The organism is Nocardiopsis sp. CC223A, assembly GCF_030766825.1.
In the GTDB taxonomy this organism is placed as follows: domain Bacteria; phylum Actinomycetota; class Actinomycetes; order Streptosporangiales; family Streptosporangiaceae; genus Nocardiopsis.
Map to the genome: position 1 here is coordinate 1 of NZ_JASFDV010000066.1, position 25,491 is coordinate 25,491.

Annotated in this window: 26 protein-coding genes, 1 tRNA gene and 1 pseudogene; 16 read left to right on the top strand and 12 right to left on the bottom strand. The window is 65.6% G+C overall.

Annotated elements, in window-relative coordinates; genetic code table 11:
• Nucleotides 1-424 (top strand): integrase core domain-containing protein (locus tag QJS33_RS22720; RefSeq protein ID WP_306370074.1); only part of this gene is annotated, 424 nt, incomplete at its 5' end.
• Here the strand turns inward: QJS33_RS22720 and QJS33_RS22725 are convergent.
• Entirely contained in the window at nt 389-886 is a 498-nt protein-coding gene (locus tag QJS33_RS22725) for an NUDIX hydrolase (RefSeq protein ID WP_306370075.1), read from the bottom strand. The genes QJS33_RS22720 and QJS33_RS22725 overlap by 36 nt on opposite strands.
• A 30-nt stretch (nt 887-916) precedes the next feature.
• On the opposite strand from QJS33_RS22725, the gene QJS33_RS22730 reads away from it, so the two are divergent.
• The 3 genes from QJS33_RS22730 (at nt 917) to QJS33_RS22740 (ending at nt 3,448) form a co-directional block, all read left to right on the top strand.
• Complete coding sequence (locus QJS33_RS22730; protein ID WP_306370076.1) at nt 917-1,696, top strand: GntR family transcriptional regulator; 780 nt, start codon at nt 917-919, stop codon at nt 1,694-1,696.
• 217 nt (nt 1,697-1,913) lie between these two features.
• A complete protein-coding gene (locus QJS33_RS22735) occupies nt 1,914-2,837 on the top strand; it encodes a hypothetical protein (protein ID WP_306370077.1) in 924 nt (307 codons plus the stop codon).
• An 89-nt stretch (nt 2,838-2,926) separates the two neighbouring features.
• Nucleotides 2,927-3,448: a hypothetical protein gene (locus tag QJS33_RS22740; protein ID WP_306370078.1), complete on the top strand. Its 522-nt coding sequence runs from the start codon at nt 2,927-2,929 to the stop codon at nt 3,446-3,448.
• Nucleotides 3,449-4,000: 552 nt separating this feature from the next.
• Here QJS33_RS22740 and QJS33_RS22745 read toward each other — a convergent pair.
• Together QJS33_RS22745 and QJS33_RS31440 are read right to left on the bottom strand one after the other, a co-directional pair.
• Nucleotides 4,001-4,084, bottom strand: a tRNA-Ser gene (locus QJS33_RS22745).
• Between the two features lie 220 nt (nt 4,085-4,304).
• A pseudogene (locus QJS33_RS31440) lies at nt 4,305-4,544 on the bottom strand (transposase); the annotation flags it as partial.
• A gap of 525 nt (nt 4,545-5,069) precedes the next feature.
• Between QJS33_RS31440 and lxmK the strand changes: the two are divergent.
• From lxmK to QJS33_RS22805, 12 genes are all read left to right on the top strand, one after another.
• Nucleotides 5,070-6,176 carry a class V lanthionine synthetase subunit LxmK gene (gene lxmK / locus QJS33_RS22750; RefSeq protein WP_306370079.1) on the top strand — a complete coding sequence of 369 codons (1,107 nt, stop codon included), beginning with the start codon at nt 5,070-5,072 and terminating at the stop codon, nt 6,174-6,176.
• Nucleotides 6,177-6,179: 3 nt separating this feature from the next.
• Nucleotides 6,180-7,151 carry a T3SS effector HopA1 family protein gene (locus tag QJS33_RS22755; protein ID WP_306370080.1) on the top strand — a complete coding sequence of 324 codons (972 nt, stop codon included), beginning with the start codon at nt 6,180-6,182 and terminating at the stop codon, nt 7,149-7,151.
• A 162-nt stretch (nt 7,152-7,313) separates the two neighbouring features.
• Nucleotides 7,314-7,463: an LxmA leader domain family RiPP gene (locus QJS33_RS22760; RefSeq protein ID WP_306370081.1), complete on the top strand. Its 150-nt coding sequence runs from the start codon at nt 7,314-7,316 to the stop codon at nt 7,461-7,463.
• Nucleotides 7,464-7,736: 273 nt separating this feature from the next.
• Nucleotides 7,737-8,693 carry an LLM class flavin-dependent oxidoreductase gene (locus QJS33_RS22765; RefSeq protein ID WP_306370082.1) on the top strand — a complete coding sequence of 319 codons (957 nt, stop codon included), beginning with the start codon at nt 7,737-7,739 and terminating at the stop codon, nt 8,691-8,693.
• A 55-nt stretch (nt 8,694-8,748) separates the two neighbouring features.
• Nucleotides 8,749-9,405: a flavoprotein gene (locus tag QJS33_RS22770; protein WP_306370083.1), complete on the top strand. Its 657-nt coding sequence runs from the start codon at nt 8,749-8,751 to the stop codon at nt 9,403-9,405.
• Between the two features lie 11 nt (nt 9,406-9,416).
• Nucleotides 9,417-10,337, top strand: coding sequence for a phosphotransferase (locus QJS33_RS22775; protein ID WP_306370084.1), 921 nt, complete (start codon nt 9,417-9,419; stop codon nt 10,335-10,337).
• Entirely contained in the window at nt 10,334-12,886 is a 2,553-nt protein-coding gene (locus QJS33_RS22780; protein WP_306370085.1) for a pitrilysin family protein, read from the top strand. Before QJS33_RS22775 ends, QJS33_RS22780 begins: the two co-directional genes overlap by 4 nt.
• Nucleotides 12,883-14,007: a glycosyltransferase family A protein gene (locus tag QJS33_RS22785; RefSeq protein ID WP_306370086.1), complete on the top strand. Its 1,125-nt coding sequence runs from the start codon at nt 12,883-12,885 to the stop codon at nt 14,005-14,007. The genes QJS33_RS22780 and QJS33_RS22785 overlap by 4 nt, the downstream gene beginning before the upstream one ends.
• 37 nt (nt 14,008-14,044) lie before the next feature.
• On the top strand, nt 14,045-15,121 hold the full coding sequence (locus QJS33_RS22790; protein WP_306370087.1) for a glycosyltransferase family A protein: 1,077 nt from the start codon (nt 14,045-14,047) through the stop codon (nt 15,119-15,121).
• Between the two features lie 329 nt (nt 15,122-15,450).
• A complete protein-coding gene (locus tag QJS33_RS22795; protein ID WP_306370088.1) occupies nt 15,451-16,911 on the top strand; it encodes an NDP-hexose 2,3-dehydratase family protein in 1,461 nt (486 codons plus the stop codon).
• Nucleotides 16,912-17,012: 101 nt separating this feature from the next.
• Nucleotides 17,013-17,636 (top strand): dTDP-4-dehydrorhamnose 3,5-epimerase family protein, encoded by a 624-nt coding sequence (locus QJS33_RS22800; protein ID WP_306370089.1) that lies wholly within the window; start codon nt 17,013-17,015, stop codon nt 17,634-17,636.
• A gap of 9 nt (nt 17,637-17,645) precedes the next feature.
• A complete protein-coding gene (locus QJS33_RS22805) occupies nt 17,646-18,248 on the top strand; it encodes a DUF1707 domain-containing protein (RefSeq protein WP_306370090.1) in 603 nt (200 codons plus the stop codon).
• Nucleotides 18,249-18,302: 54 nt separating this feature from the next.
• On the opposite strand, the gene QJS33_RS22810 is transcribed toward QJS33_RS22805, so the two are convergent.
• The 9 genes from QJS33_RS22810 to QJS33_RS22845 all read right to left on the bottom strand — a co-directional run bounded on the left by QJS33_RS22810 (nt 18,303) and on the right by QJS33_RS22845 (nt 25,490).
• Nucleotides 18,303-18,662: an IS3 family transposase gene (locus QJS33_RS22810; RefSeq protein ID WP_306370091.1), complete on the bottom strand. Its 360-nt coding sequence runs from the start codon at nt 18,660-18,662 to the stop codon at nt 18,303-18,305.
• A gap of 140 nt (nt 18,663-18,802) precedes the next feature.
• Nucleotides 18,803-19,048 (bottom strand): IS3 family transposase, encoded by a 246-nt coding sequence (locus tag QJS33_RS22815; RefSeq protein WP_306370115.1) that lies wholly within the window; start codon nt 19,046-19,048, stop codon nt 18,803-18,805.
• Nucleotides 19,049-19,158: 110 nt separating this feature from the next.
• Nucleotides 19,159-19,539: a transposase gene (locus tag QJS33_RS31445; RefSeq protein ID WP_372339703.1), complete on the bottom strand. Its 381-nt coding sequence runs from the start codon at nt 19,537-19,539 to the stop codon at nt 19,159-19,161.
• 106 nt (nt 19,540-19,645) lie between these two features.
• Nucleotides 19,646-20,464: an IS21-like element helper ATPase IstB gene (gene istB, locus QJS33_RS22820; RefSeq protein ID WP_306370092.1), complete on the bottom strand. Its 819-nt coding sequence runs from the start codon at nt 20,462-20,464 to the stop codon at nt 19,646-19,648.
• A 2-nt stretch (nt 20,465-20,466) separates the two neighbouring features.
• The gene (locus QJS33_RS22825; protein WP_306370093.1) at nt 20,467-20,892 is read right to left on the bottom strand and encodes a hypothetical protein; all 426 of its coding nucleotides are present in this window, start codon (nt 20,890-20,892) and stop codon (nt 20,467-20,469) included.
• A 310-nt stretch (nt 20,893-21,202) separates the two neighbouring features.
• Nucleotides 21,203-22,048: an IS21 family transposase gene (gene istA, locus QJS33_RS22830; RefSeq protein WP_306370094.1), complete on the bottom strand. Its 846-nt coding sequence runs from the start codon at nt 22,046-22,048 to the stop codon at nt 21,203-21,205.
• Nucleotides 22,049-22,268: 220 nt separating this feature from the next.
• Entirely contained in the window at nt 22,269-23,297 is a 1,029-nt protein-coding gene (locus QJS33_RS22835) for a methyltransferase (protein WP_306370095.1), read from the bottom strand.
• A gap of 163 nt (nt 23,298-23,460) precedes the next feature.
• Nucleotides 23,461-24,462 (bottom strand): NAD(P)-dependent oxidoreductase, encoded by a 1,002-nt coding sequence (locus QJS33_RS22840; RefSeq protein WP_306370096.1) that lies wholly within the window; start codon nt 24,460-24,462, stop codon nt 23,461-23,463.
• The gene (locus QJS33_RS22845; RefSeq protein ID WP_306370097.1) at nt 24,459-25,490 is read right to left on the bottom strand and encodes a Gfo/Idh/MocA family protein; all 1,032 of its coding nucleotides are present in this window, start codon (nt 25,488-25,490) and stop codon (nt 24,459-24,461) included. The genes QJS33_RS22840 and QJS33_RS22845 overlap by 4 nt, the downstream gene beginning before the upstream one ends.
• Between the last annotated feature and the right edge of the window lies 1 nt (nt 25,491).

Sequence of the window (25,491 nt, forward strand, 5' to 3'; positions counted from 1 at the left end):
CTTGCGCACCGACCTGGCGCTGGACGCGCTGGAGATGGCGGTGTGGAACCGCCAGCACGTCGGGCGCCGGTTGGACGGGCTGGTCCACCACTCCGACCGCGGCACCCAATACCTCGCGGTGCGCTACACCCAACGCCTTGCCGAGGCGGGGGCGGTGGCCTCGGTCGGCACCACCGGGGACTCCTACGACAACGCCCTGGCCGAGGCGTTCCACTCGTTGTTCAAGGCCGAGCTGATCCGCAACCGGGGCCCGTGGAAGAGCCTGGACGAGGTCGAGATCGCGGTGGCCGAGTACGTGGACTGGTTCAACCACCGCCGCCTGCACGGCGAGATCGGCCTGGTCCCGCCGGCCGAGTTCGAGGACGACTTCTACCGGCAGGAATCGGTGTCATCGGACACCGAAGCGTTGGTTCCGAGCCTCTAAAGAACCCGGCACGAAACAGGTCAGGTGGTGGCCGTCGTGGCTGCGGACGTGGGGGGTGTTCGGGTCCAGGGCATCTAGGAGGCGGATCGCGTAGACCTCTCCCATACGCTCGGTCACCTCCTCGGGGGTGAGCCAGGCAACTTCGGTCGATTCCGGGGAAGGGCGTTCGGTACCGCCGGAGGGTTTGCAGCGGAAGACGAGGGCGACGATGCCTCGGGTGGTGTTCTTGTAGACGCCGGTGAGGCGGTCCACCTCGACGTGGATGCCTGTCTCTTCCCAGACCTCGCGGCACACGCCGTCTTCTGGGGTCTCGGCGAGTTCGAGAACACCGCCGGGTAGTTCCCAACGGCCGTTGTCGGCGCGGCGGATCACCAGGAACCGGCCGTCCCCGTCGATGACGGCGCCGGCGACGGACACCGAGTGCAGCGGCGTTGACGACCCATCTCCGGTGCTGTTACTCATGTACAGGAGCATAGGAGGTACGGAAGGACCATGGCGAGCACTGTAGGGGCGCGGTCCGGTAAGCCCCGGTATCTCCAGATCGCGGACGACATCGAAGAGCAGATCACGACCGGAAGGTTGGCCCCGGCAGCGGAGATCCCGAGTGAGACGGTGCTGGTGGAGCGCTACGGGGTATCGGCGGGCACGGTCCGCAAGGCCATCGCCCAGTTACGGACCGTCGGGTTGGTGGAGACCTTCCAGGGCAAGGGCTCGTTCGTAAAGTCGCGCCCGCCGGTGACTCGCAAGTCCTCCGACCGGTTCCGGCGCTCGCACCGCCGTGCGGGCAAGGCCGCCTACATCGCCGAGACCGAGCAGGCCGGGATCAAGCCCACCGTGCAGGTGCTGTCCATCGGTCCGGTGCCCGTTCCCGCTGAGATCGCTGAGCGCCTGGGCGTGGATGAAGGTGACAAGGTCCTGGCCCGTCGGCGCCTGTACTTCAGCGACGGCACGCCTACGGAGGAGGCCACGTCGTATCTGTCGTGGGACGTGGCCCGGGACATCCCCGAGTTGTTCGAGGAGAACCCCGGCGGTGGCGGGATCTACGCACGGCTCGAAGAGCACGGCCATGAGTTCGCCGAGTACACCGAGACAGTGCGGGCGCGGCTGGCCACCAAGCAGGAGGCGAGTGCGCTGGGCCTCAGCCCGGGTTCCGCGGTCTTCCACCTGACGCGCAACGCCGTGACCACCGCCGGGCGTGTGGTGGAGGTGTGCGACACGATCATGGCGGCGGATCAGTTCGTGCTCGACTACCGCATCCCTGCTGTGGACTGAGGGTTTTCCGGGTTCTTCGCCAACGGGGTTGACTCATGTACATGAGTGAGGCAACCTGATCTCACCACTCATATATATGAGTGCATGAGTCAAGCACATACATATGTGCTGTCTCTTCGTCCACCCCAGCCCTCTTGGAGCGTGCTCCGTGAACGCTGCCGCCGTCCCGGCGCCGGAACCGATCGCCGCGAACGATGACATCCCCGAACCGACATCGATGGGAGGCGACAGGGGCGGGCTGGTCGCGCGTGCTCCGCACGGGTCGAGTGAGTTCGGTCCGTTGCTGCCACCGCCGCAAGCCGATGACCCGGTGGGGCACGGCTACACGGCCTTCCAGGTGGTGCGGTTGGCGGTGTGGGCGGCCAGGGAGTGCCGGTGGGTGGACGCCATGGACCCGGTACACCGCGCGGAGACCGCCTGGGAGGCCATCACCGAACACCTCCAACTCACGTCGGAGCGCCCAGAGGAGACAGAGCTGATCGCCCTCGGGTGGAAGGCGATGAAGGCCCAGCACTACCAGGATCTCAAAGCCCGCGGGCTGGGCAGCAAGAACAAGGCCCTGCTCTCCCGAGCATTCGTCCGGTACTGGACCAGCGTCTCGGCCCCGGCCCACTCCCACGAGGAGCAGATCGTCGACCGCCTCGCACTGGCGCAGATCTGGACCGCGCTGAAACCCGCTCATCGCGAAGTGCTCACCGCCTTGGCCGAGCACGAGGACCGGCGCAGTGCGGAACGCGCCTTGAACATGGACCCGGTTACGTTCACGAGGGTGCTGGGGCGGGCCCGGCGGGCGTTCCTGGCGCTGTGGCACGAGGGCGAGACCCCGTCCCTGCTGTGGGGCTACGACCGTCCCGGGGCGCGGCACCAGAACGTGATGTACCTGGTCCGGCTGCGCAAACGCCGAGCATTGCAGCGCAAAGCCGAAGGACATGTGCGCCGATACGGGCACCACCCGCCCCGGGACCTAGGGGTGCCCGACGCCGAATTGCTGGCGCGGCACGAGGCCGGGGAGAGCTATGCGGCGTTGGCCGAGTGCTTCGGGGTCAGCCGCGCGCTGATCGCCTCCCGGGTGGCCAAGGCCCGAACCCGGAGGGAGAACCAGACTGCTCACGCGAAGCCGCTGATGGCATCCCGCAAGTAACGGAAGCCAAGAAAGAAGAAGGTGCCCCGACCGGTGCTGGAACACCGGACCGGGGCGTGACCCCCACCTGACACCAGCAGGAGGAGACCATGGAAAACCCTACTACCGGCCGCCACCGTCGGCCCTGCAACAGCATGGCCGGGCGCGTGTGGGCCCTGACCGCCGCGCTGCTGGCCATCGCCCTAGCGGCGATCTTCAGCCCGCGAGGGGACCGTCCTACCCGGACACCGCGCGCACTGCCCGCAGCACCGGCGTCCGGCGGCAACCCCGAGCGCGGCAGGCGAGGCGGTGATCTGCTCGCCGACCCGCCCGGCTTCCCCGAGCAGAACATCTGGGCGACCGGGGCCTCCGTGGCATCCGAGCGTTGGGAGCAGGCCTACCGAGGCCGCTCCGCGCCGTACGCGCCGGAGGACGCGGTGGACGCCGACCCCGACCAGATCGCCGGAGCCCTGGTACGCCCCTACCTCGACCTCGCCATGGTTCCCCAGCCGCGTCCGGCCGAGCCGAGCGACCACCCGGTCAGGCCCTCGACTATGGAGCCCGAACCAGGGGAGGACGAGTTTGCCGAGCTGGCCGACCGCATTCGTACATATCTGACTATAAGGAAATGAAACGCCCTTTTTCGGGGGTGGGCCTGTGACTCCGCCGGAGACTCCGCCTGTGACTGGGCCACACGGAGGGCCTGTGACTCCGCCCGTGAACGGGCCCATTAGAACGGCCCACCCCCTGCGCGTTATCAGTGCAGTTCAGTGCCGCTTTGGGTGGGCCTTTCGCAATCCAGACACATACCCAAGTGGGCAGTTCCTCTTCACGTAGGGCGGGGCGGGCCCCGGCGGGAAAGCTCCCGCCCCGCCCTCGAGGACGCCAACGGCAACGATTCCGGCCGGGCGACGTACGGCGTTCAGCGGACCCACACGGCCGCCGCCCACCAACCAGACGAACAGCGGGTGTTCAGCGGTGAGCGGGGCGTTGGTGGGCGCACACGGGACCAGGGTGGGAATGGCAGCGTGGCGGTGCCCGGCGGAGGAGCGTGGAGCGAGCATGCTCTGGAGGTGGGAGGCACGGTCAAGACAAAAGAGCGAGCTTCGAGCAAGCGGGGGGTGTCTGGGACGAGAAGAACCCAGGCCTGCGGCCTTGAAAAGGGGCTCTGAACTGGGGTTTTGTGGGTAGGCCCCCAGGGGCTCGAACCCTGAACCCACGGATTAAAAGTCCGCTCCCGCCACGCCGATACACCCCGCTATGGCCCGATAGCTCCCCCGCCGACCCGCAGCACCGACACCACACAGGACCGCCCGGCACCACCGGAGACCACCCCGTCCCCCAGCACCGGAGCAACCACCGAGCAATCGCCCCGCCTCGCAAGCCAAGGATCAAATCCGTGGGCCCAGTGAGGTGCCTCAGAATCCAGCAACCTGACTCCACCAAGAGCGGTACACACCAGCCTCCATCACACCCGGCACGAAACAGTTTGGGGATGCGCAGGTCCACGTCCCCGGCGGTGGTGGTGAGCTTGCGGTCGCGGTGACCGTTACGCCTGGTGGTGCGGTCGGGGGTGCGCTGGTGGGGGTGGGCGCCGATCACGGTGGTGGTCTCGGCCTCGATCAGTTCCTGGAGCATGCGCTCCAGGACCAGGCGGACCATGTCCACATTCTCGGCGGCTCGTAGTGACTCCAGAAGCTGTTGTAGGTCATGCTGGGACAGAGCCATCGTGTGCGTGTCCTTCGTGGGGAACTTAGGCCTTCCTCTTGACCGTCACACGATGGCTCGTCTTGTCGCTATAGCCCTGCAGGTCAGATCACCCATCCCGGAGTTACACCACTCCAAGGGACATGACCGTCGTATGAGGCGTTCACCCGCCCGCTGGACGTGATCGGGCTGCCGCGACCAGCGCCAACGTCACCACTCATCGAGAATGAAACAGCCCTGGGATATAGAGCGCCACCCCGTCCCTGTGCGTGTCCGAAGCCGGTGGGCGGGGGACAGGCAGGTCCTTCTCCGGGTGCGCTTGCTTCGCCCGAGCGAATGTTCTCGAGGAGAGGCAATCGAACACTTTGTGTCGCTGAATCGTCACAAAAACGAGAACCTTCAAAACAAAAAGTAATGAATTGCATACGAAGAGTGTTGTTTATGTTGTTGGTGGGGTTTGTCTGGTTGTTCATGACTTGTACAAATATCTGGGTTGCGTACCTTTCGTGTTGACAGTCACAAGTGCCGAGTTGGCAGTATGAGGACATGTCTCCGTCACAGGAAGCCGCACTGAGTCCGGATTCCCCGTCCCTCTCCGCAGAACAGGTCGTTGACCGTATTCTCCTAGATGCGGGGCTCGGGGAACTCGATCGGCACGCTTATGTTTCGCTCCAGGGTAGGAACGACGTCTGGGCCGCTCCCACCACCTCCGAGCAGTGGGTTCTGGTGAAACGCATGCTCGGTCAGCCCGACGAGGTGGCCACGCGAATGCGTCGAGTGCTGGACTTCGAACGATTGGCGTCCGGTTCGTGGCCACTGGCGTTGAGAACCCCGCCTATGGTTGGGCACGACGCGTCTCTGGCTCTCGTGATCTACGAGTACCAGCCGGACGGTGTGAACGGTGGACAGATCATGGCCGAGGACGCCTTTCCCCAGCACCTGGCGAGGAAGATGGGGGCGTCCCTGGCGCAGCTCCACGAGCTTGACTCCGCTGCCGTTGGATCTCTGGACGACTCCCGGCCGATTCTGCCCTCTCCGGAACTGTTGGAGGGGATTCCGGATTCCATGTTCGAGTCCCTCTCCATAAACCAGATGGAGGTCTGGCGTATTCTCCAGGGCGATGCCGGCCTCAGGGAGGGTGTTTCTCGACTGCTCGAACAGGAACGACTGGCTCCCCGGGTTCCCGCTCACTGTGACGTGAGAATGGACCAGTTCCTCGTTGTCGATGACGAGGTGATTCTCACTGATTGGGAAGAGTTCCGCCTCGCTGACGCCGCCAGAGATGTCGGTTCCTTTATCGGAGAATGGATGTACCGTGCGATTTTGGATATCGTCACCGTTCGTGGTGACGCGGAGGACGCGGAGTTCGAGCTCGACGAAAGAACCATTCTCACGCGTGGAGTGGAGAAGATTCTGCGGTTGCAGCCTGTCATCAGCGCGTTCTGGGACGAGTACATGCGGCAGCGCACGGATAGCGCCGTGGAACTGACCGACCGGGCGCTGGCCTTCGCTGGGTGGCACATGATCGACCGGCTGCTCGCAGGGGCGGCGGTGAGGTCTCGCATCTCGGGAGTCGAACGCGCGGCGGCCGGCGTCGGTCGCAGGCTTCTGATCTCCCCTGGCAAGTACGTTCGCGCGATGGGAATGGGGTAGGTCATGACGGAACGCGATGGTGTCCTGCATCCCTCCCTGGTAGAGATCATCGGCCGGGTGCGGGTCTCGGACGATCGCTGTGGCGCGCGGGTCGGGAACCGTGAGATCGCTACTGACACACCCCGCGAACTCCAGGCTCGGCTCGCCGACACGATCTACGAGATCTTTCACGCGGGCCGCTCGGGGCATGAGGGCGGGGAACAGGAGAGGAGTCACGAACTCCGACGCCGGGACCCCGTTTTCGAAAGGGAGCTCGTGGCGGCCGTTCCCCACAGCCTGATCCGAGTTCCCGTGCGGCTCCTGGGCAGCCGGGAACAGAGAAAGGAGGGGACGTTCGAGCTCGTCGAACGTGAGGGCCTGCGTGTGTGGGCACCCGTCGAGCTCCTTGACCTGTCGGAGGGAACGCCCCCAGGTGAACAGGTCGACCTCTCGGCACCCTCGGCTCGGGCGTCCCTCTCCCCGGGTTTCCTGATGGTACGGGGAGAGCGGGGCCTGGAGCGACGTCAGGGACTATCGCGTACCTATGTGCACGTAAACAGTGCGGACGCCGCGGTCGGTGTGTGGGGAAAGGTTCTCGCCCGCCTCAACGGATCCGGTGTCGCCTATCAGGCGAAGATCCTGTCCCGGCCCGCCTTCTATCCCAGGCGTGACGCCCTCGTCGTCTATGCCGACGAATGGGCCTCGGAGGTCGAGGAGATGGTCGCGGCCGAAACCGAGGGCATGCCGGGTGTCGTCGACGAGACTCCCGCTTTGTGCCGACGCGTCGGCCCTGGAGTCGCCGCGGCTGAGGAACCGGTGGACGGAAGGAGCGCCTACCAGGGGATGAGTTTCGGAATGCACCGTGCCTCGCTCGTCGCGGAGGCGCTCAACAGAGCCGCCCGAAACTCCTCCGGAATCAGAGAGGCGATCCTGGAGGTATTTGAAAAGGGGAACGCCAACCCCTCTCGGCCGTACCAGAACCTGAGAACCCAATGATTCCCTGAGGATGGGCCTGAAGTTTCTCCTAGAGTAGTCAGAGCGATGTTTATCTTACCGCTGGCTTCCTTGCAGGGGGTGAGTGCACGCGCCCCCTGCTTGGAAATCAGATTTCAAGAATGGAGAGCTAGAATGAGTGAATCTGTCAAGGTGGACGACCTGATGGATCTGGTTGCTGGCTACGAGAGCTACGCGACCGTCGAGGACGTCGACGTCGTTGCCTTCGGCGAGGCGCCGGCCAGCAGCCCGGCCTGCTTCAGCTACTTCACCAGTGCTCTCAGCGTGACCGGGACCATCGCGATCACGTGCTGATCCGTCCTCCCGTGATGTTGGAGCGCTGATCGGAGTCTTCCGATCACGGTGCCGGGTCCGTCCTTCGTCGTTTGCGCGGGCCCGGCACTCTTCCCAGTAGATCTCGATTGCCTTGCAGGTGCGGCCTCTTGGAATCAATGAACTCTTTCGAACGAACAGGGTCGCGCTGGTACTCCCATGTTCCGTAGACATCCCTCCTCAACAAATGTCCTCGTTTCCCGTTCGACCGAACTGGCGCGAGGGTGGTCAACCCTACTATGAAGGAGTAAACCCTTGGGTAAGGTTTCTGTGCTCTTACCGGGCATGATGGCGGCATCGGAACAGGCGGTTCCCTTTGCCGCGCTCGTGCAGAGGAGCTGCGCGGAACGCCTGTGGAGCGGTCAGAGCATCCTCCTTGATCAGCACCAGGTTTTCGGTGCCGTCGCTGGTATGGGCGTCCGGGTGCCCGTTGGCACCGGTGTCTCACTCATGCCTTTTCGGCACCCCCTCCAAGCGGCGCTGGAGGTCCGGTCGACGGCCCTTCTCACAGGACATCCGATGGTCGCCGGGTTCGGTCCCGGTGCCGTGGGTCTGCAAGAGAGCGTCTTGGGCAGCCGGTACGCGAGCCCGCTCACCGCGGTGCGGGAGTTCGTCACCATCGTGCGCGGACTCCTCAACGGAGAGACGGTCGACGTCGAGGGCTCCTACTTCTCCATGAGGGGCAGGCTGAATCCGGCGCCGGGATACCCCGGGGCCGAGGTGGGAACCGGGGTGCTCCGGCCCAGGATGGCAGAGCTCGCCGGGGAGGTGGCCGACAACGCGATCACCTGGCTGGCGCCTCCGAACTACATTCGGGACGCCCTTGTCCCGGCTCTGGCCAAGGGCGCCGCGAACGCCGACCGCCCAGCGCCGCGGACCATCGCGGTGGTCCCGTTCGCGCGCGCCAAGAACGGTAGGGACCCGTACCAATTGGCCGCCAGTCCTCATCTGACCATGCCGCACTACCAGGACATGTTGCGCAAGGCTGGCATCTCCCAGGACCCTTCCGACCCGGAAAGCAACGCTCGTGCGCTGGTCGACCACGGGAGCTTCCTCTGGGGTGGAGTCGACGAGATCGCTGCCGGGATTCGCGCCTTCTGGGAAGCCGGGGTCGACGAGGTCGTGCTCAACAGTCTCAGCGTGCAGGCCACCGAGGGAACACGTGTGGTCATCGACGACCTCGAGACGATTCTCGGCGCGCTCGACTCGTGACCCTGGTTCGGCCAGCCAATGAATGCGGGATCTACCCAAGTACAAAGAGGAAGAGATGGATGAGGAGCGAGGGTCCGGGATCGTGTCTAAGGACCTTGGAGTGTCCCGGATACTCATCGTGGCAACGGGATCGATGGCGGTCACGGACATGCCCTCCTGGCTGAGATGGCTGAGAAGGAGCTTTCCCCAGCTTGAGGTCAGGGTGGTTCTGACCAGGAGTGCCCAGCGGTTTGTCACGACCACCGCGTTCCTGCACAGCACCTCGCACAAAGTGATCGTGGACGCCTGGGAAGACGAACCGGACCGTGCCCTGCACGTCAACCTCGCCTCCTGGGCCGAGGCGATCCTGATCTACCCGGCCACACTCAACTACCTGGCCCGGCTAGCCCTGGGGATGGCGGACTCGCCGAGCCTACTGGCAACGCAGTGCACGGAGGCCCCGGTGATCGTCGCTCCCGCATTGCCACCCGGCGGGGTGAGGAGCGCGGCCTACAGGACCCATGTCGAAGCCCTCTCCAAGAGGCCCAATACGGCGGTGGTCCAGTCGAGCACTCGATCCGGGGCTCCTGCGGGGAAGGACCACGAGGTCCTCGTTCCGATGCTGACCGTGCTCGAAACGCTGCTGAGCCAGCGCGATGCTATGGCGTCCGGGAAGCAAGAAGCTGGCTCGGGTATCGAATCCCTCTCCGCTGTCAACCGGGCGCTTCTGTGAGAGGGACGACCATGAAGACCGCGAACCTGCAGGAGTTCGGTACCGAGCTCCACCACACCAGTGTCCTTGCCCTGGCGGACGGGAGCTTCCGCTGGGAGTACGTCTTGGGGGCGAAGGCCCCTGAGGGCTTCCGCCAGGTCCCTGAGGACCTGCGCGCCCAAGCCTTCTCCGAGCACGGCGGGGTCAGCCTGTCGATGGGTGACGCGGGCGGGACCGAGACCGAACGGGCCTACTCGGTTCAGGGAGGCTGTTCGGCCGCTCTGCTGCTTCTGCTGGACGGCGCTGATTCCCATCCGGAACTGGTGCCGCTGCTCCGCGGGCTCGGCCGGACCCTACGCGACCTGCACGCCGCGCCGCTCCGCGCCGAGGGCCACCCCCCGCCCCCGGGGTTGACCCGCCTCGGGCTCTGGCTAGACGAGCTCTACCCTCCGGAGTCCGGAGACGGCAAGGCCCAGCGATTCCTGCGCGCCCAGATCGGCGAGGGCCGCTGGGAGGCACTACGGAGGTGGAGGACAGAGCTGACGAGTTCCGAGGGCGCCGTCCTGTGCCACGGCGCTCCCAGGCTGGGGTCCCTCACCGTCTCGGACGACCCATACCGAGCAGTGCTGCTGTCGGGACAGGACGTCGGAGCCGCCAGCCCCCTCTTCGACGTCGGATGGGTCATCGGTGAACTGCTCGACCTTCGTTGGAAGCTGGGCGGGCGGGACGGGGGAGCCGCCTGGACCCATCTGCTGGGGGCGTTCTCTGAGGGTTACGGAAAACCGGCCGGGGCCGAGGAGACGCGCGCGGCCGTGCTGCGGATCCTCCTCCACCTGCATGACTTCCTCGTGTACGTCGGCTGGAACGCGGTTGAGTTCGAACGCTACGCGCAGTTCCTCAAGTACCTCGTCGACAGAATCGCCGCCATGGAGAACAAGGAAGGATCCGAATGAAGAGGTACAGCCTGCCCAACGGCCTGAGAGTTGTGCTCTTCCCACAGGACGCGGTGCCGAGGGTCTCGGTGAGCGTCCACTACGGGGTCGGGTTCCGATCCGACCCCGAAGGCCATGAGGGTCTGGCACACCTCTTCGAGCACCTGATGTTCCGCGGCACCAAGAACCTGTCACCCGGAGAACACATCACGCGGATCATGGTCGCGGGAGGGACCACCAGCGGGACGACGCATCCGGACTACACGGACTACTCCCAGTCCCTCGCGCCGGGCGACCTGCGGGAGGCCCTGTTCCTCGAAGCGGAACGAATGAGGGGGCCCCAATTGAACCGCGAGGTGCTCGACGAACAGATCGCGGTGGTGAGCCAGGAGATTCGGGAGAGTCTGTACGAGCGGCCGTTCGGAGACTTCCCCTGGCCCAGGATGCCCGGTGTGCTCTACGAGAGCTTCGCCAACTCCCACAACGGGTACGGTGTGGAGCGGGCGCTGCGAGACGTCACCGTGGACGCGTGCCAGAGCTTCTTCGACCACTACTACGCGCCCTCCAACGCCGTGCTCACCATCGCGGGCGACTTCGCACCCGCGCAGGTGACGGACTGGGTGAACGAATTCTTCGGCGGCATCGCGGTGAGGACGGTCCAGCACGGCCCCCCGCCGCCCGAGAAGCCGCTGACGTCGGATCGGGTCGAGACGTACGAGGACCCCCTGGCTCCGACTCCGGCCCTGGCCATCGGCACATCGCTGGCCGATCCGGTCACACAGCTGGACGAGTACGCGACCCAGGCCGTACTGGCCCGGCTCCTGGAGATGAGGTCCCTGCCGGTGGCGTCCACCGAGTCGGGACTGCGACAGGTCGACGCCTCCTGCGGATTCTTCGGTCCGCTGAACGCCCTGTCGCCTGACGCCCTGGTCGTGACGGTTAGGGGAAGCGCCGGTATGGAACCCCAGGCCATGCTGGAGGCGTTCGAGAGCCTGGCCCGGGACATCGTGGAGGATGACGGGCTAACGGTCGACGGCGCCGCACGGCAGGTGCGTTCGGCCTACTACAGGGACCGCGCCGATCTCATGACCCATTGCAGGACACTCGGCCGTCTGGAGCTGCTCTTCGGCCAACCCGAGCTGCTCGAAGAGTTCGTGCGGCGCATCGACGAAGTGACGACTGACCAGGTTAGAGGGGTCGCCAGGGCACTGTTGGAACAGGGGCGCGGTCTCGTTCACGTGCGCCCCAGCGCCCAAGGACTGGTGCGCCTCTCGGCACCGCGCCTTGGAGTCAAACGTCCGCGCAAACCCCTGCCCACCGAGGAAGGCGGCGGTGGGCCCAAGGGCCCTCGCTCGTCCGCGGATCGTCCCCCGACCATCACCATGCCGGCCAGTGCCTGCCTTCGGCTCTCGAACGGTGTGCGGGTCCTGGCGGTTCGAGATGTCCGCGTCCCCCAGGTGGAACTGCGCTTCCACGTCCCGGTGGGAAGCAGCGACTTCCACCTCACGGACATTGCCGCGAACGCGCTACGTGCCGAGAACCAGCACGCCTTGGACATCCAGGCACTCGGTGGACAGTGGAAGGTGGATTCTGGGCCGGACTGGGTCCGGTTCTCGGGAGTCATGCCGTCCGACAAGGTCGAGACATGGCTGAGCGCCGTACGGAGCTCGTGTTCGGAGTCCCGATTCGACAAGCAGCGGATCGCTCAGGCCGTCGCGGTGTACTTGGCGAGGCACAAGTCCACCCCACCGCTCGCCCGCGCCGAACGGGCCGCGGCCTACACGTTCTTCGGCCAGGACCCGAACCTCGTCACCACCAAGCGCGTAGTTGGGGACGCGGCGGCTTCGCTCATCGACGTACCCTGGCCGTCTCTCGGGGGTTCCGAGCGCTGGCTGATCGCGGTCGGCAACCTGGATCCCGACACGTTCGCGGCACACGCTGAGCGCGTCCTGGGCGAGGGGGAGCCCTGCGCTCTCGCGGGTATCCGGGCGGAACCGACCAGCGGGATCCTCAGGATGCAGGGGCAAGGAGCGGCCTCCGGAATCGTGTTGTGCGCCCCGGAGCCGGAAGGCTCCCCTGAGGCGGAGGCGGCACGATACCTGGCGACGGGCTTCCTCGGCGGCTACGAACTGTCCCGGCTCACTCAGGCCGCCAGACGCATGGTTCCCGGAGGATTCCCCGTGTGGTCGAGCCGGGACTCCCTTGTCGGCACGAGGAGGCTGGTCCTGAGCGCCGCCCCTCCTCCGGGTTCGGAGGAGCGGGTCCTCGAGGCCGTCCTCGAGGAGATCACAGGGCTGGAGGAGAGCCCGCCGACGGACGCGGAGATCGTTAACGTACGCACATACTGCGTGCGCCAGGTCTCGACTGCACTGGAGTCACCCAGCGTGCTGGCGGATCTGCTCAGCCAGCTGTCTCCGATGGGCAAGGGGTTGACCTGGATCACCGAGCTGCCCACCCGTCTGGCGCGGGTGACCGACGCCGAGTTGCGTTCCAGCGGACTCGAGGCCTTCTCACACGCGGAGTTCACCGGCGTGGTCGTCGGGGATTCCGGTGGTGAGGGGACACGATGACCCGTGTCTCGGTACTGAGGAAAGGTGAAGGGGCCGCCGATCCGATCGTCGACGTGATCTGTCCTACCCACAACAGATCCACCGCAATCCTCTCTACCATCCAGGACGTCCTCGCCCAGACGGTCAGTCGACTACGGCTGATCGTGGTGTCGGACGGCTCAACGGACGACACGGACGACGTGGTCGCCGCGTGTTCTGATCCTCGTGTGCACCTGCTGCGCTGTTTGCCCCACAGACACCCCGGAGGTCCGCGCAACATCGGCCTGGACTACGGGACGGCCCCCTTCGTCACCTACATCGACCACGACGACCACTGGGCTCCTTCGCATGTGGAGATGTTGCTCAACGCGTTGGAGTCGGGCCACCCCCTCGTGGCGACCGGCTCGGTGGGGATCGATGCCACGGGTACGACGGTATACCGGAGCACGGACCTCGATCTCGCCTGGCACGCGGACATGCAGGTCATGCGGGCGATGTACCAGCCGTCACAGGTAGGGCACCGTAGGGACCTGGTGCGGGCGGCGGGGGGGTGGAAGACGGAGCCCGTTGGCTTCGAGGACTGGGACCTGTGGTGGCGGCTGACGCGGGGGGAGACGGGGTTCACGCCGCTGCCCGACCGGACGGCACGCTTCCTGATGGACGACAGCACGCGCACGTCGTCGGTGAGGGCGCGGTTCGCTCTGCCGCTCGCTCGCGTGGACACCAGGGAGGGGGCTCGACGGATCATCGCCGGGCTCCGTTCGCCGGAGGTCACTGAGAGGCTCGCGGAACTTCAGCGGTCGGACTACGGCGATTGGTTCCGGCGACTGGCCGAGTCCGGAGGACTGGTCTCTCCCGCGGGCTCGGATCCGGACCGCGTCTTGGCTCGGGCACCGGAGCTGGTGGGAGGCATCCAGGCGTCCGAGCTCTACAGTCACCTGTCCCTCGCTCGGACGGGCGACACGACGGTGATCTACCGCCCCCTCTGGTGCGGGGAACGGGAACACGCCCGCGAGATCAGGCGCGTCTCGGCGGAACGGGACCGGAGACAGCTCTCCCACCTTGACGGACTGATACGTGACATGGACCCCACCGCACGGCTCCTCATTGGGTGGGAACACGTGACCGACGCGCGGGGGTGAGGGCACGTGAGTGGACCATAAGTGAGGAGAGCTTGACATGAGTGTGGAAGTGCTCAGGGGTTGGGGGCGGCTCGACGCCCGGATCGACGTTGTCTGCGTGGCCTACAACCGTTCACAGGCGCTCCGGGCCACCATCGAGTCCGTCCTCGCGCAGTCCATGCCCGAATGGCGGATGGTGATCGTTTCCGATTCCTCCACCGACGACACGGAGGAGGTCGCCCTCGAATACGGGGACCCCAGGATCTCGGTGGTCAGGTGCGGTTCCTACGGCGGCCCAGGTGGTCCCCGCAACGTGGGACTCTTGTTCGCCGGCGCGGAGTACGTGGCCTACCTGGACGGCGACGACTCCTGGCGGCCGAACCACCTGGAGACCCTGGTGGACCTGCTCGACACGGGAGCGCCACTGGCCGCCTCCGGGTGCGTGTACCGGAACTCGGAGGGCGAGGCGATCGGGGCTTCGGAGGCCGCGGATCTCGTGTGGCACCCGGACCTACAGGTCCTGCACGGATTCATCGAACCGTCGCGTGTGGCCCACTCGCGACGGATTGTGCCCGAGGTCGGAGGGTGGAACGAGGAGAACAGCGGGTTCGAGGACTGGGACCTGTGGTGGCGTCTGGCCGAGAAGGGCGGATACTTCGCGACCTCAGCGCGGCACACCGTGGACCAGAACCGGAACGAGGGGGGGAGGCACCAGGCGGTCACCGCCCGATACGCCATAGTCCTTCACACTGCGGGTTCCGAGTCGGAGGTTCGGCGCTTCATGGAACGGGCCCAGTCGGACGCGTTCCGGAGCCGCATGCTGGAGGGGTGCCTGGCCGATTACCGGGCTTGGTATAGCGACATCGCGCGAAGCGATCACTTCACCACGCCGCGGGGTCACTCCAGGGAGGAAATGCTCGACGTCCTTCTTGGCCGGATCGATTGCGCGACCACGGACCACGCTCTGGTAACGGACCGGGTTACCTGGAGCAAGGGAAAGAACGGTTACTCGATTTACTACCCCATCTGGTGTGTCAGACGTGAGCATGCCTCTCGCATCAAGGAAGTCCATCTGCGACGGGATGTCGAGCAGAGTAGGATCATGAAAGAAGAGCTCGCCAGGGTTTTTCGTTAGCACAATGAATGTCATTTTGGAGGTTTGCATGGAGAAAAGTGCGAGAGACAAGGTCTTCATGATCGCCTCTCTGGCTGTGGGGTTTGTCGTTGGAATCCTCTTCTTCGTCTTCTGACGAGGAAAGCTCTGTGGGAGGCCCCGGTCTGGTGGGATGGTCGGCGCCCGTGGGCGCGGTGCGCCGCGTGCCGGTTACCTTTGTAGGAACGGGTTTCCGGCTAGACCCGCGGCCACTCCCACGGAAACGTGCTCCATGTCCTTGCACCGTCCAGGAAGCGCCTCTGGGGAAATTGTCTGAGCCTCTTGCCTCACCTGCGGAAACTATGGGAATCATGAATATACCCCACGTTGGCACAGTGTCCGGAAGTACCCTGGGAACGAGTTTTGTTCGGGATCGCTACGCGGACTCCATCATACAGGTGGATGAGTCGGGTGAGTCCCTTCGGCGCTACCGAGACGTACTCGAGGAAATCTCGCTCAAGTGTGACGCGCGTTCGTTCCGGATACCGCTGGACGACATGGAGGGGTGGGTTCTCGACCCGGAAAGCGGATTTCTGCGCCACGAGCGGGGATTCTTCTTCTCGGTCGAAGGGCTGAGGATCTCAATCCCCGGCGCGCCAGTTCCGGAGTGGGGGCAACCGATCATCAACCAGGCCGAGGTCGGGCTCCTGGGTATCCTGGTCAAGGAGTTCAGCGGGGTGATGCACTGCCTGATGCAGGCCAAGTACGAACCCGGGAACGTGAACGGGACCCAGTTGTCTCCGACGGTCCAGGCGACGCGGAGCAACTTCACCAGGGCGCACGGGGGAAAAACGGTTCCCTACCTCGAGTACTTCGACGGAAGGCCCGGAACGAACGTGGTTCTGGACGTGGACCAGTCGGAACAGGGAGCCTGGTTCTACCAGAAGACGAACCGCAACGTGGTCGTGGAGACGAAGGACGAGGTCGAGCTCCTCCAGGGCTTCCTGTGGATACCCCTGGCTGTGGTGTACCGCCTATTGGCCTTCGACGACCTGGTGAACATGCCGACCAGGTCGGTGCTGGCGTGTCTGCTGTTCATCGGTGAGGGTTTCGGCGAAGCGGCCTCAGTCGGCTCGGACGACTTCCGGGGCGCCCTCCTGCGGTCGTCGAACCCGCGGCGCACGCGGGAACGGACCTCGGACATCGTCGACTGGATCTCCGAGAGGCGCGCCGGACTGACCGCCACCCTGGAGCGGGTCCGTCTGGACGAACTCGACGGGTGGTCGTACGAGAACGGGACGGTCTCCCACAAGAGCGGTGGCTTCTTCAGCGTCGTGGGCGTCGACGTGGAAGCTGGGGAACGCGAAGTGAGCCGTTGGTCCCAACCCATGATCGAACCTCGCGGAACGGGGATCGTGGCCTTCCTGACCAGCCGGATCGACGGTGTCCTGCATGTCCTGATTCACGCTCGCGTCGAGCCCGGCTTGATGGGCTTCGTCGAGCTAGCGCCCACGGTGCAGTGCACACCGGAGAACTACGAGCACCTACCTCCGTCGGCCTGGCCGCCTTTCCTCGAGGAGGTGAGGGAGGCGGACGACGCCCAGGTGCGTTTCTCGTCCGTTCTCTCGGAAGAAGGAGGACGTTTTCGTCATGCTCGATCGCGCTACCTCATCGTGGAGACCGAGCCCAGCACCGGCGTGGGCCATCGTGACTACCGGTGGGTGACGTTGGCGCACCTGGCGGATCTCCTGAGGCGCAGCAACTACGTCAATGTGCAGGCCCGCAGCCTCGTGGCGTGTCTGTACAGCCTCGCTGATCCACTCAAGGTCTGACGAGGCCACCCTCGTGCCGTTGAGAATGTCCAAGGGCGCGCGCCTGTGGAAGTCAACATCGAAGTGACTCGGAGTTTGGTGAATTGATTAAATGGAGAGAGTTGGCCGTTTCTGGGGCCTATGAATTCACCCCGGAATCGTTTCACGACGAGCGTGGGGTCTTCGTCTCACCATTCCAGAGGGAGGCCTTCGAGGAGACCATCGGTGTTTCCGCCATCCCGGTGAAGCAGACGAACCACAGCAAGTCCAGGCGGGGGGTACTTCGGGGTGTGCACTTCACTTCGCTGCCACCGGGCAGCCCGAAGTACGTCTTCTGTCCCAGCGGCCGGGCCATCGACTTTGTCGTGGATCTCCGTTTGGGGTCCGAGACCTTCGGGCAGTGGGACTCCGTACTCCTCGACCAGGAGGACTACAGGTCGGTCTACCTTCCTGTAGGGGTCGGCCACGCCTTCGTATCCTTGGAGGACGACACCCTCATCTCTTACATGCTGACAGCCAGCTACGTTCCGGAGTACGAGGTCGGAGTTTCGTTCTTCGATCCCCGGCTCGCCCTTCCGTTGCCGAAGGGTATCGAACCTGTGGTGTCGGAGCGAGATCGAAACGCCATGAATCTCGACGAGGCACAGAAGGCGGGGATTCTTCCGGACTACGAGGAGGCCCTTGAGGCGGAGAGACTGATCCTGGGTCAGGCTGAGCTGCTTGAATCCCGATCGGAAGGGAAGTGATTTCTCCCTATGGGGAATGACGAAGTGAAGAATGGCGGATACCCAGACGGCGACAAGCGGGTGTCGGATGGTGAGCGGGATGCCGTGGTTGACATCCTCAGAGCGGCCGCCGGCAACGGCCGGATCACGATAGAGGAACTCGACGAGCGGCTCGGTCGAGTGCAGGAATCCCTGACGTACGCAGATCTCAGTTCGATCGTGGCGGATATCCCCGGCTCGGAGGATCTGATCCCCTCACCTGATAAGGTACTCCTCGGCGTGGAGAACAAAGAGAGCCTTGTGCTCATGGGTAAGGGCGAACGTATCGTACGGAAGGGACCGTGGTCCGTACCCGGAAGAATCGAGGCGTTGAACCCCTACGGGAACACCAGACTGGACTTCGGACACGCGAAGTTCACCTCAAGCACGGTGGAGGTCACGATCGATTGTTCGTGGGGTCAGTGTCGCCTGGTGGTGCCGGAAGGGGTGACGGCGAGCATCGAGACCAACAACACCATGCTGGGTTCGGTGAGTTCCGAGGTGCCCTGCGCCCGGACCGCGGGCCAACCGCACCTGGTCATTCGCGGAAAGAACAGGGGCGGCAAGGTGCGAGTGCTGCGCGCGAGGGTCTAAGGCGGCGAGCAGACCCTGAACTGGTCCCCGATAGTTGGACCGGCTAACTGAAGATTAGGCTGCCAGGGCCTGAGCCCGGTACTCGACCGGGCTCAGGCCCTCAAGGTAGGTATGCATCTGTTCGTTGTTGAACCAGACGATGTACTCCTCCAAAACCGCGGTGAACTTCTCGAGGCTGTGGAACTCGGTGTGGGTGAAGAACTCCTCCTTCAAGTGGCCGAAGAAGCTCTCTATCACCGTGTTATCCAGACAGTTGCTCTTGCGCGACATCGACTGCGCGCACTCGGCCCCCGCGAACAGGCACTGCCAGGACACGTGCTGGTACTGAAACCCCTGTTCGGAGTGGACCAACGGCCTCTGACCAGGGGCTAGGGTCTCCAACGCCGCCCGCAAGGAGGCGTTCGTCAGCTCCATTCGGTGACAACCCCGCCGTGTAGGCGATGACCTGCCGGTTGAACAGGTCCATGACCGGTGACAGGTAGACCTTGCGGCTGCCCACTCGGAATTCACTCACGCCGGTCACCCACTTCTGGTTCGGTCCCCGGGCCGAGAAGTCACGCTCCAGCAGGTTCGGGGCGACCTCGCCCGCCTGGCCCCGGTAGGAGCTGTAGGAGCACCCAACAGACCAGGCCGAGCCGGCCCATCAGCTTCAGCAAGGTCTTCTTCGCGACCCTGCGTCCCTGGGCCAGCAACCGGCCATGGATACGGTGATGCCCGTAACGGCCCTTGTTCGCCTCGAAGAGCCGCGTGATATCGGCCTTGAGCGCCGCTTGGGGATCAGGGCACTTGAGCCGGGTGATGGTGGAAGAACGTCGAGCGGGCCAGACCGGAGACCTTGAGCAGCACCTCCAGGAGGTGTTCAGCCTTGAGAGCGACCACAGCGAGGAGCCTCACTCTGGTCGGTTCTCCCTCAAGGCCCATACTTTTCCCAGGTAGGCGTTCTGGGTGCGCAGGAGCTCGTTCTCACGGCGCAGCCGCTCCAACCCGGACTCCTGCGAGGGTGCCTCGGTCGCGGGCGGGCGGCCCCGCTGTTTGGGCGCAACCCGTCGTCGCCTTCACAGCGAAAGGTGCGTACCCAGGCTTCCAACAGCTTGGGTGACGGGAGCTCCAATTCCTTGGCCAGTTCGGTCTTGGGCTCGCCCGCCAGGGTGCGGCGCACCGCCTGGACCTTGAACTCGAAGGAGTAGGACTTCCTCGTCTGTCTGGTCACCAGCGCTCTCAGGCCATGGATCCGCCACCGTTGGTACAGGCGCCGGACCGACCATCGGCCCACTCCCAGCGTGGTTGCCACCGATTGATCGGACCTGCCCTGCTCGGACCACGCTTGTCAACGACGGCTGAAAAGTGACCCCTTTCCGACGCCTGAAAGTTGACCCCCTCTCCTCCAATAAGTCCTGCTAACGCGTGGTCTGGGCCGAGGGCGGCACCCGCCCCAGATCCCGGTCCTTCAACCGGTAGCTGTCACCCTTGAGCGCGACCACCTCCGCATGGTGCACCAGGCGGTCGATCATCGCCGCGGCCACCGTGTCGTCCCCAAACACCTCCCCCCACCGGCCGAACGCCTTGTTCGACGTCACGATCAGCGATGCCCGCTCATACCGGTTGGAGACCAACTGGAAGAACAAGTTCGCGGCCTCGGGCTCGAACGGGATGTAGCCGACCTCGTCCACCACCAGCAGCGGATACCGCCCCAACCGGGCCAGCTCCGCCTCCAACCGCCCGGCCCGGTGCGCCTCCACCAGCCGGTTCACCCACTGGGCCGCGGTGGCAAACGCGACCCGGTGACCGGCCTGGCAGGCCCGGATCCCCAGCCCGATCGCCAGATGCGTCTTGCCCGTCCCGGGCGGGCCCAGGAACACCACGTTCTCGCGGGCGGTGATGAAGTCGAGCGTTCCCAGGTGCGCGATCACCTCCCTGCGAAGCAACCGCTGGTGGTCGTAGTCGAAGTCCTCCAGGCTCTTGAGCCCGGGGAAACGGGCCTGCTTGATCCGGGCCGCCCCGCCGTGCTCCTCCCGAGCCGCGACCTCCCGCTGTAAGCAGGCGGCCAGGAACTCCTCGTGCGTCCAGGTCTCGGCCCGGGCCCGCTCGGCCAACCGCTCCACCGCCGCCAGCAGCGAGGGAGCCTTGAGCGCCCGCGCCAGATAGGCGATCTGCGCGGCGGTGTCCTTGCCGGTCGGGTGCTCGGCCGCCCGCCCGGTTCTGCCGGTGGTGCTCATCGTCAGGCCACCCCCTCAACACCCAGCAGCCGGTCATAGCAGGCCAGGTCGCGCTGCTCGACCGGCTCCAGCGCGGGCCGGGGCGCACGCGCGGTGCGCACCTGGTGGCGCATGCGGGCCGCGGCCCGGGCATGCTCGGGATCGGTGAGCGTCTGATGCGCGGCCCAGCACCGCCGGTGGTCGGCGACCAGCTCACCGCCGCACCAGGCCCGGACGTGCTCGGGGTCGGCGTGCACCACGACCTGCCTGCCGACCGCCGCAGGATGCACGGAGTAGTCGCAGGTGTCCAGGCGCACGTAGTGGTCCCGGGGCAGGCGGCAGGTCCGCCACCACCCCACCGCCGAAGGTGCCTGCTCGGGCAGGGCGACCATCTTCTCCACATCCGTCACCAGCCGGTCGGTGGGGCGGCAGCGCAGGGTGCTGTGCATACGCCGGTTGGCGCGCTCCAGCCAGGCGGTGGTTTTGTTCGCGAGAGTGGACAGCGTTTGTCGATCAGTCTCGACAGCGCCTCTGATCGCCTCAGGGCCGTGTCGATGACTCCTGACAGCACCGCGCGCGATGGGGCTTACCTTGCCCTTCCTCGATAGTTGCCCCCACCGCCGTCCTCGACGTCGCAGGTCAAGGTGGAGCGCCCGCAGCGAAGCGAGGACGAACGACCTTGAGGTGCGACGAGCGGCGGCCACACTCGGCGACGAGGAAGGCACCGGCGCTGTCGGAACTCATCGACACGGCCCAGCCTCAGAGAGCTTCAGGCGCTTCCAGAATCCATCGACAAGTGCTGCTGCTTCTCATCGACATAGCCAAGGCGGCCAGCTGGGTGTTGAAGTCGCCCGGGCCGGTGTAGCTGCGCCCTGGTTCGAAGGACGTCTCCAGGTAGCCGTTGGCGCGCTCGACCATCCCCTTCGTCTCGGGGTCGCGGGGAGCGCACTGGTGGACGCGCACTCCCAACGATCCGCGCAAGGCCGAGAACTCCCGGGCCAGGCGGGGGCTGCCGCCCCGCCAGGATCCCACGGCGGGCTCGTTGTCCCAGACCAGGGTTCTGGGGGTGCGGCCCCACTCGCTCAGCAGCGCCCACATGCCCGCGGTCAGATCGCCCGCCTGGCGGGAGGGCAGCATCCGGGCCAGGATCCACCGCGAGTAGCCCGAGACGATGACCAGCACCGGAGGCCGACCCGTCTGCCCGGCCCCGAGCGGGACATCGGCGTTGGGGAACCACAGGTCGCACTGGGCGAGTTCCCCGGGCTGGTAGGTCGTCCGCGAGGCCGGGTCCTGGGGCAGGTAGAGCGGCCGCAGTTGGCGGATGCGGTCCTTGAGCACGGTCATCGACCTGTCCCAGCCGATGCGCTCGGCGATGACGGTGGCCGGCATGGTGGGCACCTGGGACAGCAGTTCGCGGATCCGGGGCTCGAACGGGTCCACGATCGACCCTGTGGGCTTGCGCTGGTACTTGGGCGGGTCCTGAGCGGCCAGGGCCCGCTTGACGGTGTTCTTGGAGATGCCCATGTGGCGCGCGATGGCCTTGATCGGCATCTGCTCTGATCTGCTCAAACGGCGGATTTCCGCCCAGTCCTCCACAGTGATCACCTTCCTGATCATCAGCAGAGGGGGTCAGATTTCAGGCGACGCTACGGGGTCAGTATTCACGTGTCGCCGACAACGCTATCGCGGTCTCGCGTGGAGAGGGGTGAGCGAGCTGTTCGCTCTCATGGGACTGCTCCCTAGCCGATGGAACTGGATTTCCAGTCCAACTTCCAGGGAGCAGTTCATGGCCCCTCGAACGTCATGGTTCGCGCGGACTCACGTCTCAGCCCTCGGTCCCTCGTAGCTCTATGAGGAACCGGGTCCCGGAGTTCTCGGACTCCCACACGACTTCGAGCCCAGCCCGTTCGGCCAGGGACCGCACGTTCGCTGGGTCGCGGTCCGGGTTGGCCATACTGGCTTCCAACCGTAGGTCGACGCGTGATCTCGTCATGGGATCCAACCCCTGACGAAAGACCGACAGGTCGATCTCCGCCACAAGCACCCGACCGTTGGAGCCCGCAGCACGGGCGCAACCGCGCAGGATACTCACCGCGTCCACGTCCTGCCAGTCGACGAGGATGCTGGAGAGCAGGTAGAGGTCTGCCCCTTCGGGTAGAGGGTCGAAGAAGCTGCCCGCCACCACGTCGGTCCGATCGGCGAGGCCCATGCGCGAGAAGCGCTCCAGACCGGATCGTGCTGCCTTTGACAGGTCGAGCAGCGTTCCGGTCAGGTGCGGATGGGCCAGCAGCAGTGAGGACAGGAGTGCCCCTCCACTGCCACCGACGTCCACGACGGACGACACGCGGCTCCAGTCGTACCCGTTGACCACCAGGTCCGAGTCGAACCCGGGCGGAGCGTTCAACGCATCCTCGTGCCCGGGGATCGGAGTGGGGGACGATTCCAGGTCTGACCAGTAGTCCCGCCCGTAGCAGGCGTTGTAGGCGGGCTCGCCCGTCCTCAGGGTGTGAGTCAGGTTGGTCATGGCCATCTCGGCCCGACCACTCAGGTTCGTTGGATCGAGGGTGGGCCGGAAGCCGTAGGGGTCGTTGGCGGAGAGTAGAGGTTCTCCGAGCTCACCGAGAGAGAACTTTCCGTTCTCGCCTTCCTGCGCGACACCGACCGCCGCGAGGTGTTTCAGAAGTTTGCGCATTGGCCTGACGGCGGTGGCGGTCTTGGCGGCGATCTCCTCGGGGGACGACTCCCCCTTTTCCAAGAGATCCGCGAGGCGCAGCTCGGCGGCGGCACGCAGTGCCATAGGTGTGATCAGGTCGCCGAGTTCTATGAGGCGCTGTCCGCGCGTCATGAGTTCCATGGGCTTCTCCAATGAGTGTGGGTATCGATGTTGCGCGCTGACCGGAGAGTGCGGGCGGGGAGGCGGGCGTGCCCTCGGGCACACGCGAGCCTTCTTCGCGCGGACCCGAGCGCCGGGTAGCGCGGGGACGCGGGGCGCCGCTCTCAGACGTGGAGAACCGGGATCAACGGAACTCCCTGACGGAGTGCCTGAGGCCGGACCGGAGATCGACCTTCGGCTGCCAACCCGTCACACTCCTGAACGACGAGGAGTCGATCTCGAAGCTCTGGAAGTCCGTGGGGGTCGCGGACTCGGGAGCAGGTACCGAGATCACCGGCACCCTCTCTCGACCTGTGTGGAGCGAGACCTCTTCGGCGATCGTAGTGAACAGTTCCTCGATGGTGGTGGAGACGCCCGTACCGACCAGCCAGTGACGCCCGTTCAGGGGCCCGGCGTGGGTGACAGCCGCGACCAGGGCGTCCGCGACGTCGTCCACATGGATCAGGTCCCTGCGGACGGAGGCGTTGTTCCACATGGGCAGAGGACGGCCGGTCATGGCACGACGGATCATGGCCGCCGTGACGCCCCTGTCAGGTGCGTAGCCCCGATGACTGTGCCCGAACACCGTCGGAAGGCGTAGGGACAGCCCCGTGATTCCCTTGTCCGCACTGGCGCGCAGCAGTTCGCGTTCGGCGCCGAGCTTGAGGTCTCCATAGGGGGTGACCGGACGGTCGACCTCGCTGCCGTCGATATGCGGGTCCTGTGGCGCGCCCACCTGTCCGGTGGTTCCGGCGAAGACGAGTACGGGTCTCGGAGATCCCCGTTGGGTGCTGAGCGCCGTGACGATTTCGACGATCAGCCCCCGGTTGAGGGCTTCGCTCGCCTCCTGGTCACCAACCCCCCGCCACGAATCGGTGTCCGTGAGGGGAGCCACCAGGTTGATCACAATGTCGGCGTCGCCGACGACCGTGTGGACGGCGCTGGGAACGCTCAGGTCGGCACAGCGGACCTCGACCCGGTCCGCCAGATCGGACGGGACGTTGGCGCGCCGCCGGGCTACGGCCCGTACGCGGGCACCGGATCGTGCCAGAGCCGCCGTGGTCGCGGAACCGATGTACCCGGATGCCCCCAACACCACGATCAGGGGGGCTTGTCCGCCGTTGGCAGACGTCAACAGCGAGGTCATGGATTCTGTTCCTCCGGGGAGTGGACGTGATCGGGCGATTTCTCTCGAATCCCGGCACCGAAGTTCGCCATGTCGCGTATGTCCCGCGTGAGGTCCGCGTTCCTCAGGGCGGACCGCAGGTTCTCCTCGGTGCTCTCGGTCCCCTGGACGGCGGCGACGAAATGCTCCAACGCACGCAGGAACTGGTCGTCCGAGGCGAGAGTCAACTCCTGGAAATGGTCCTGCCGGGCTACCTCGAGCCGTGGCCGCCACTCGGGGGGTGCCGTGTAGGCGCGGTCGAGGGTGAGCCGACCTTCGGAGCCCCACAAGGAGTACGCGCACCGGTATCCGAAGCCGAATCCGAAGGTCAGTTCCGCGGTGGCCTCGCCAGCCGACAGGAGAACGTGTCCGGCGACATCGACGTCCGAGTCCCGGTCTTCACGAAGAACAGCCCCCCGCACCCGGATCTCCTCACCCAGATACATGCTCGCGGTCTCAAGGAGGTAGACACCGAGGTCGAGAAGCGCTCCGCCGCCCAGTTCCCGGCTCAAACGGACATCGTCGGGGGAGCGTGGCGGTATACCGAACGCGGCACTGAGGGAGCGGAGCTCCCCGATGTCCCCCCGGGAGAGGAGTTTCGCCACCTCTTGGTGCTGCGAGTGATGCCGGAACATCAGGTTCTCCATGAGCACGACGTCGTGGCGTCTGGCCAATTCGACGAGGTCCCGAACATCTGCCGGCTCGGAGGCCAACGGCTTCTCCACGAGGACGTGCTTGCCCGCCCTGATGCAATGGGCGGCCCACTCGGCGTGCAGACCGGTGGGGGTCGTGACATAGACGGCGTCCACATCAGGACGGTGGAGGAGGGCCGCGTAGCCCTCGACCGCCGTGCCACCGAATCTCCGCGTCAGTTCCTCCGCCTTGGCGGCGTCGCGGCTCGCGACCGAACTGATCTCGGCCGACGGATGAAGCATCATAGCTGGGAGGGTTCTTCTCTGGGCGATGGATCCGCATCCCATCACCCCGAATCGAACCGGAGTCGACCCCACG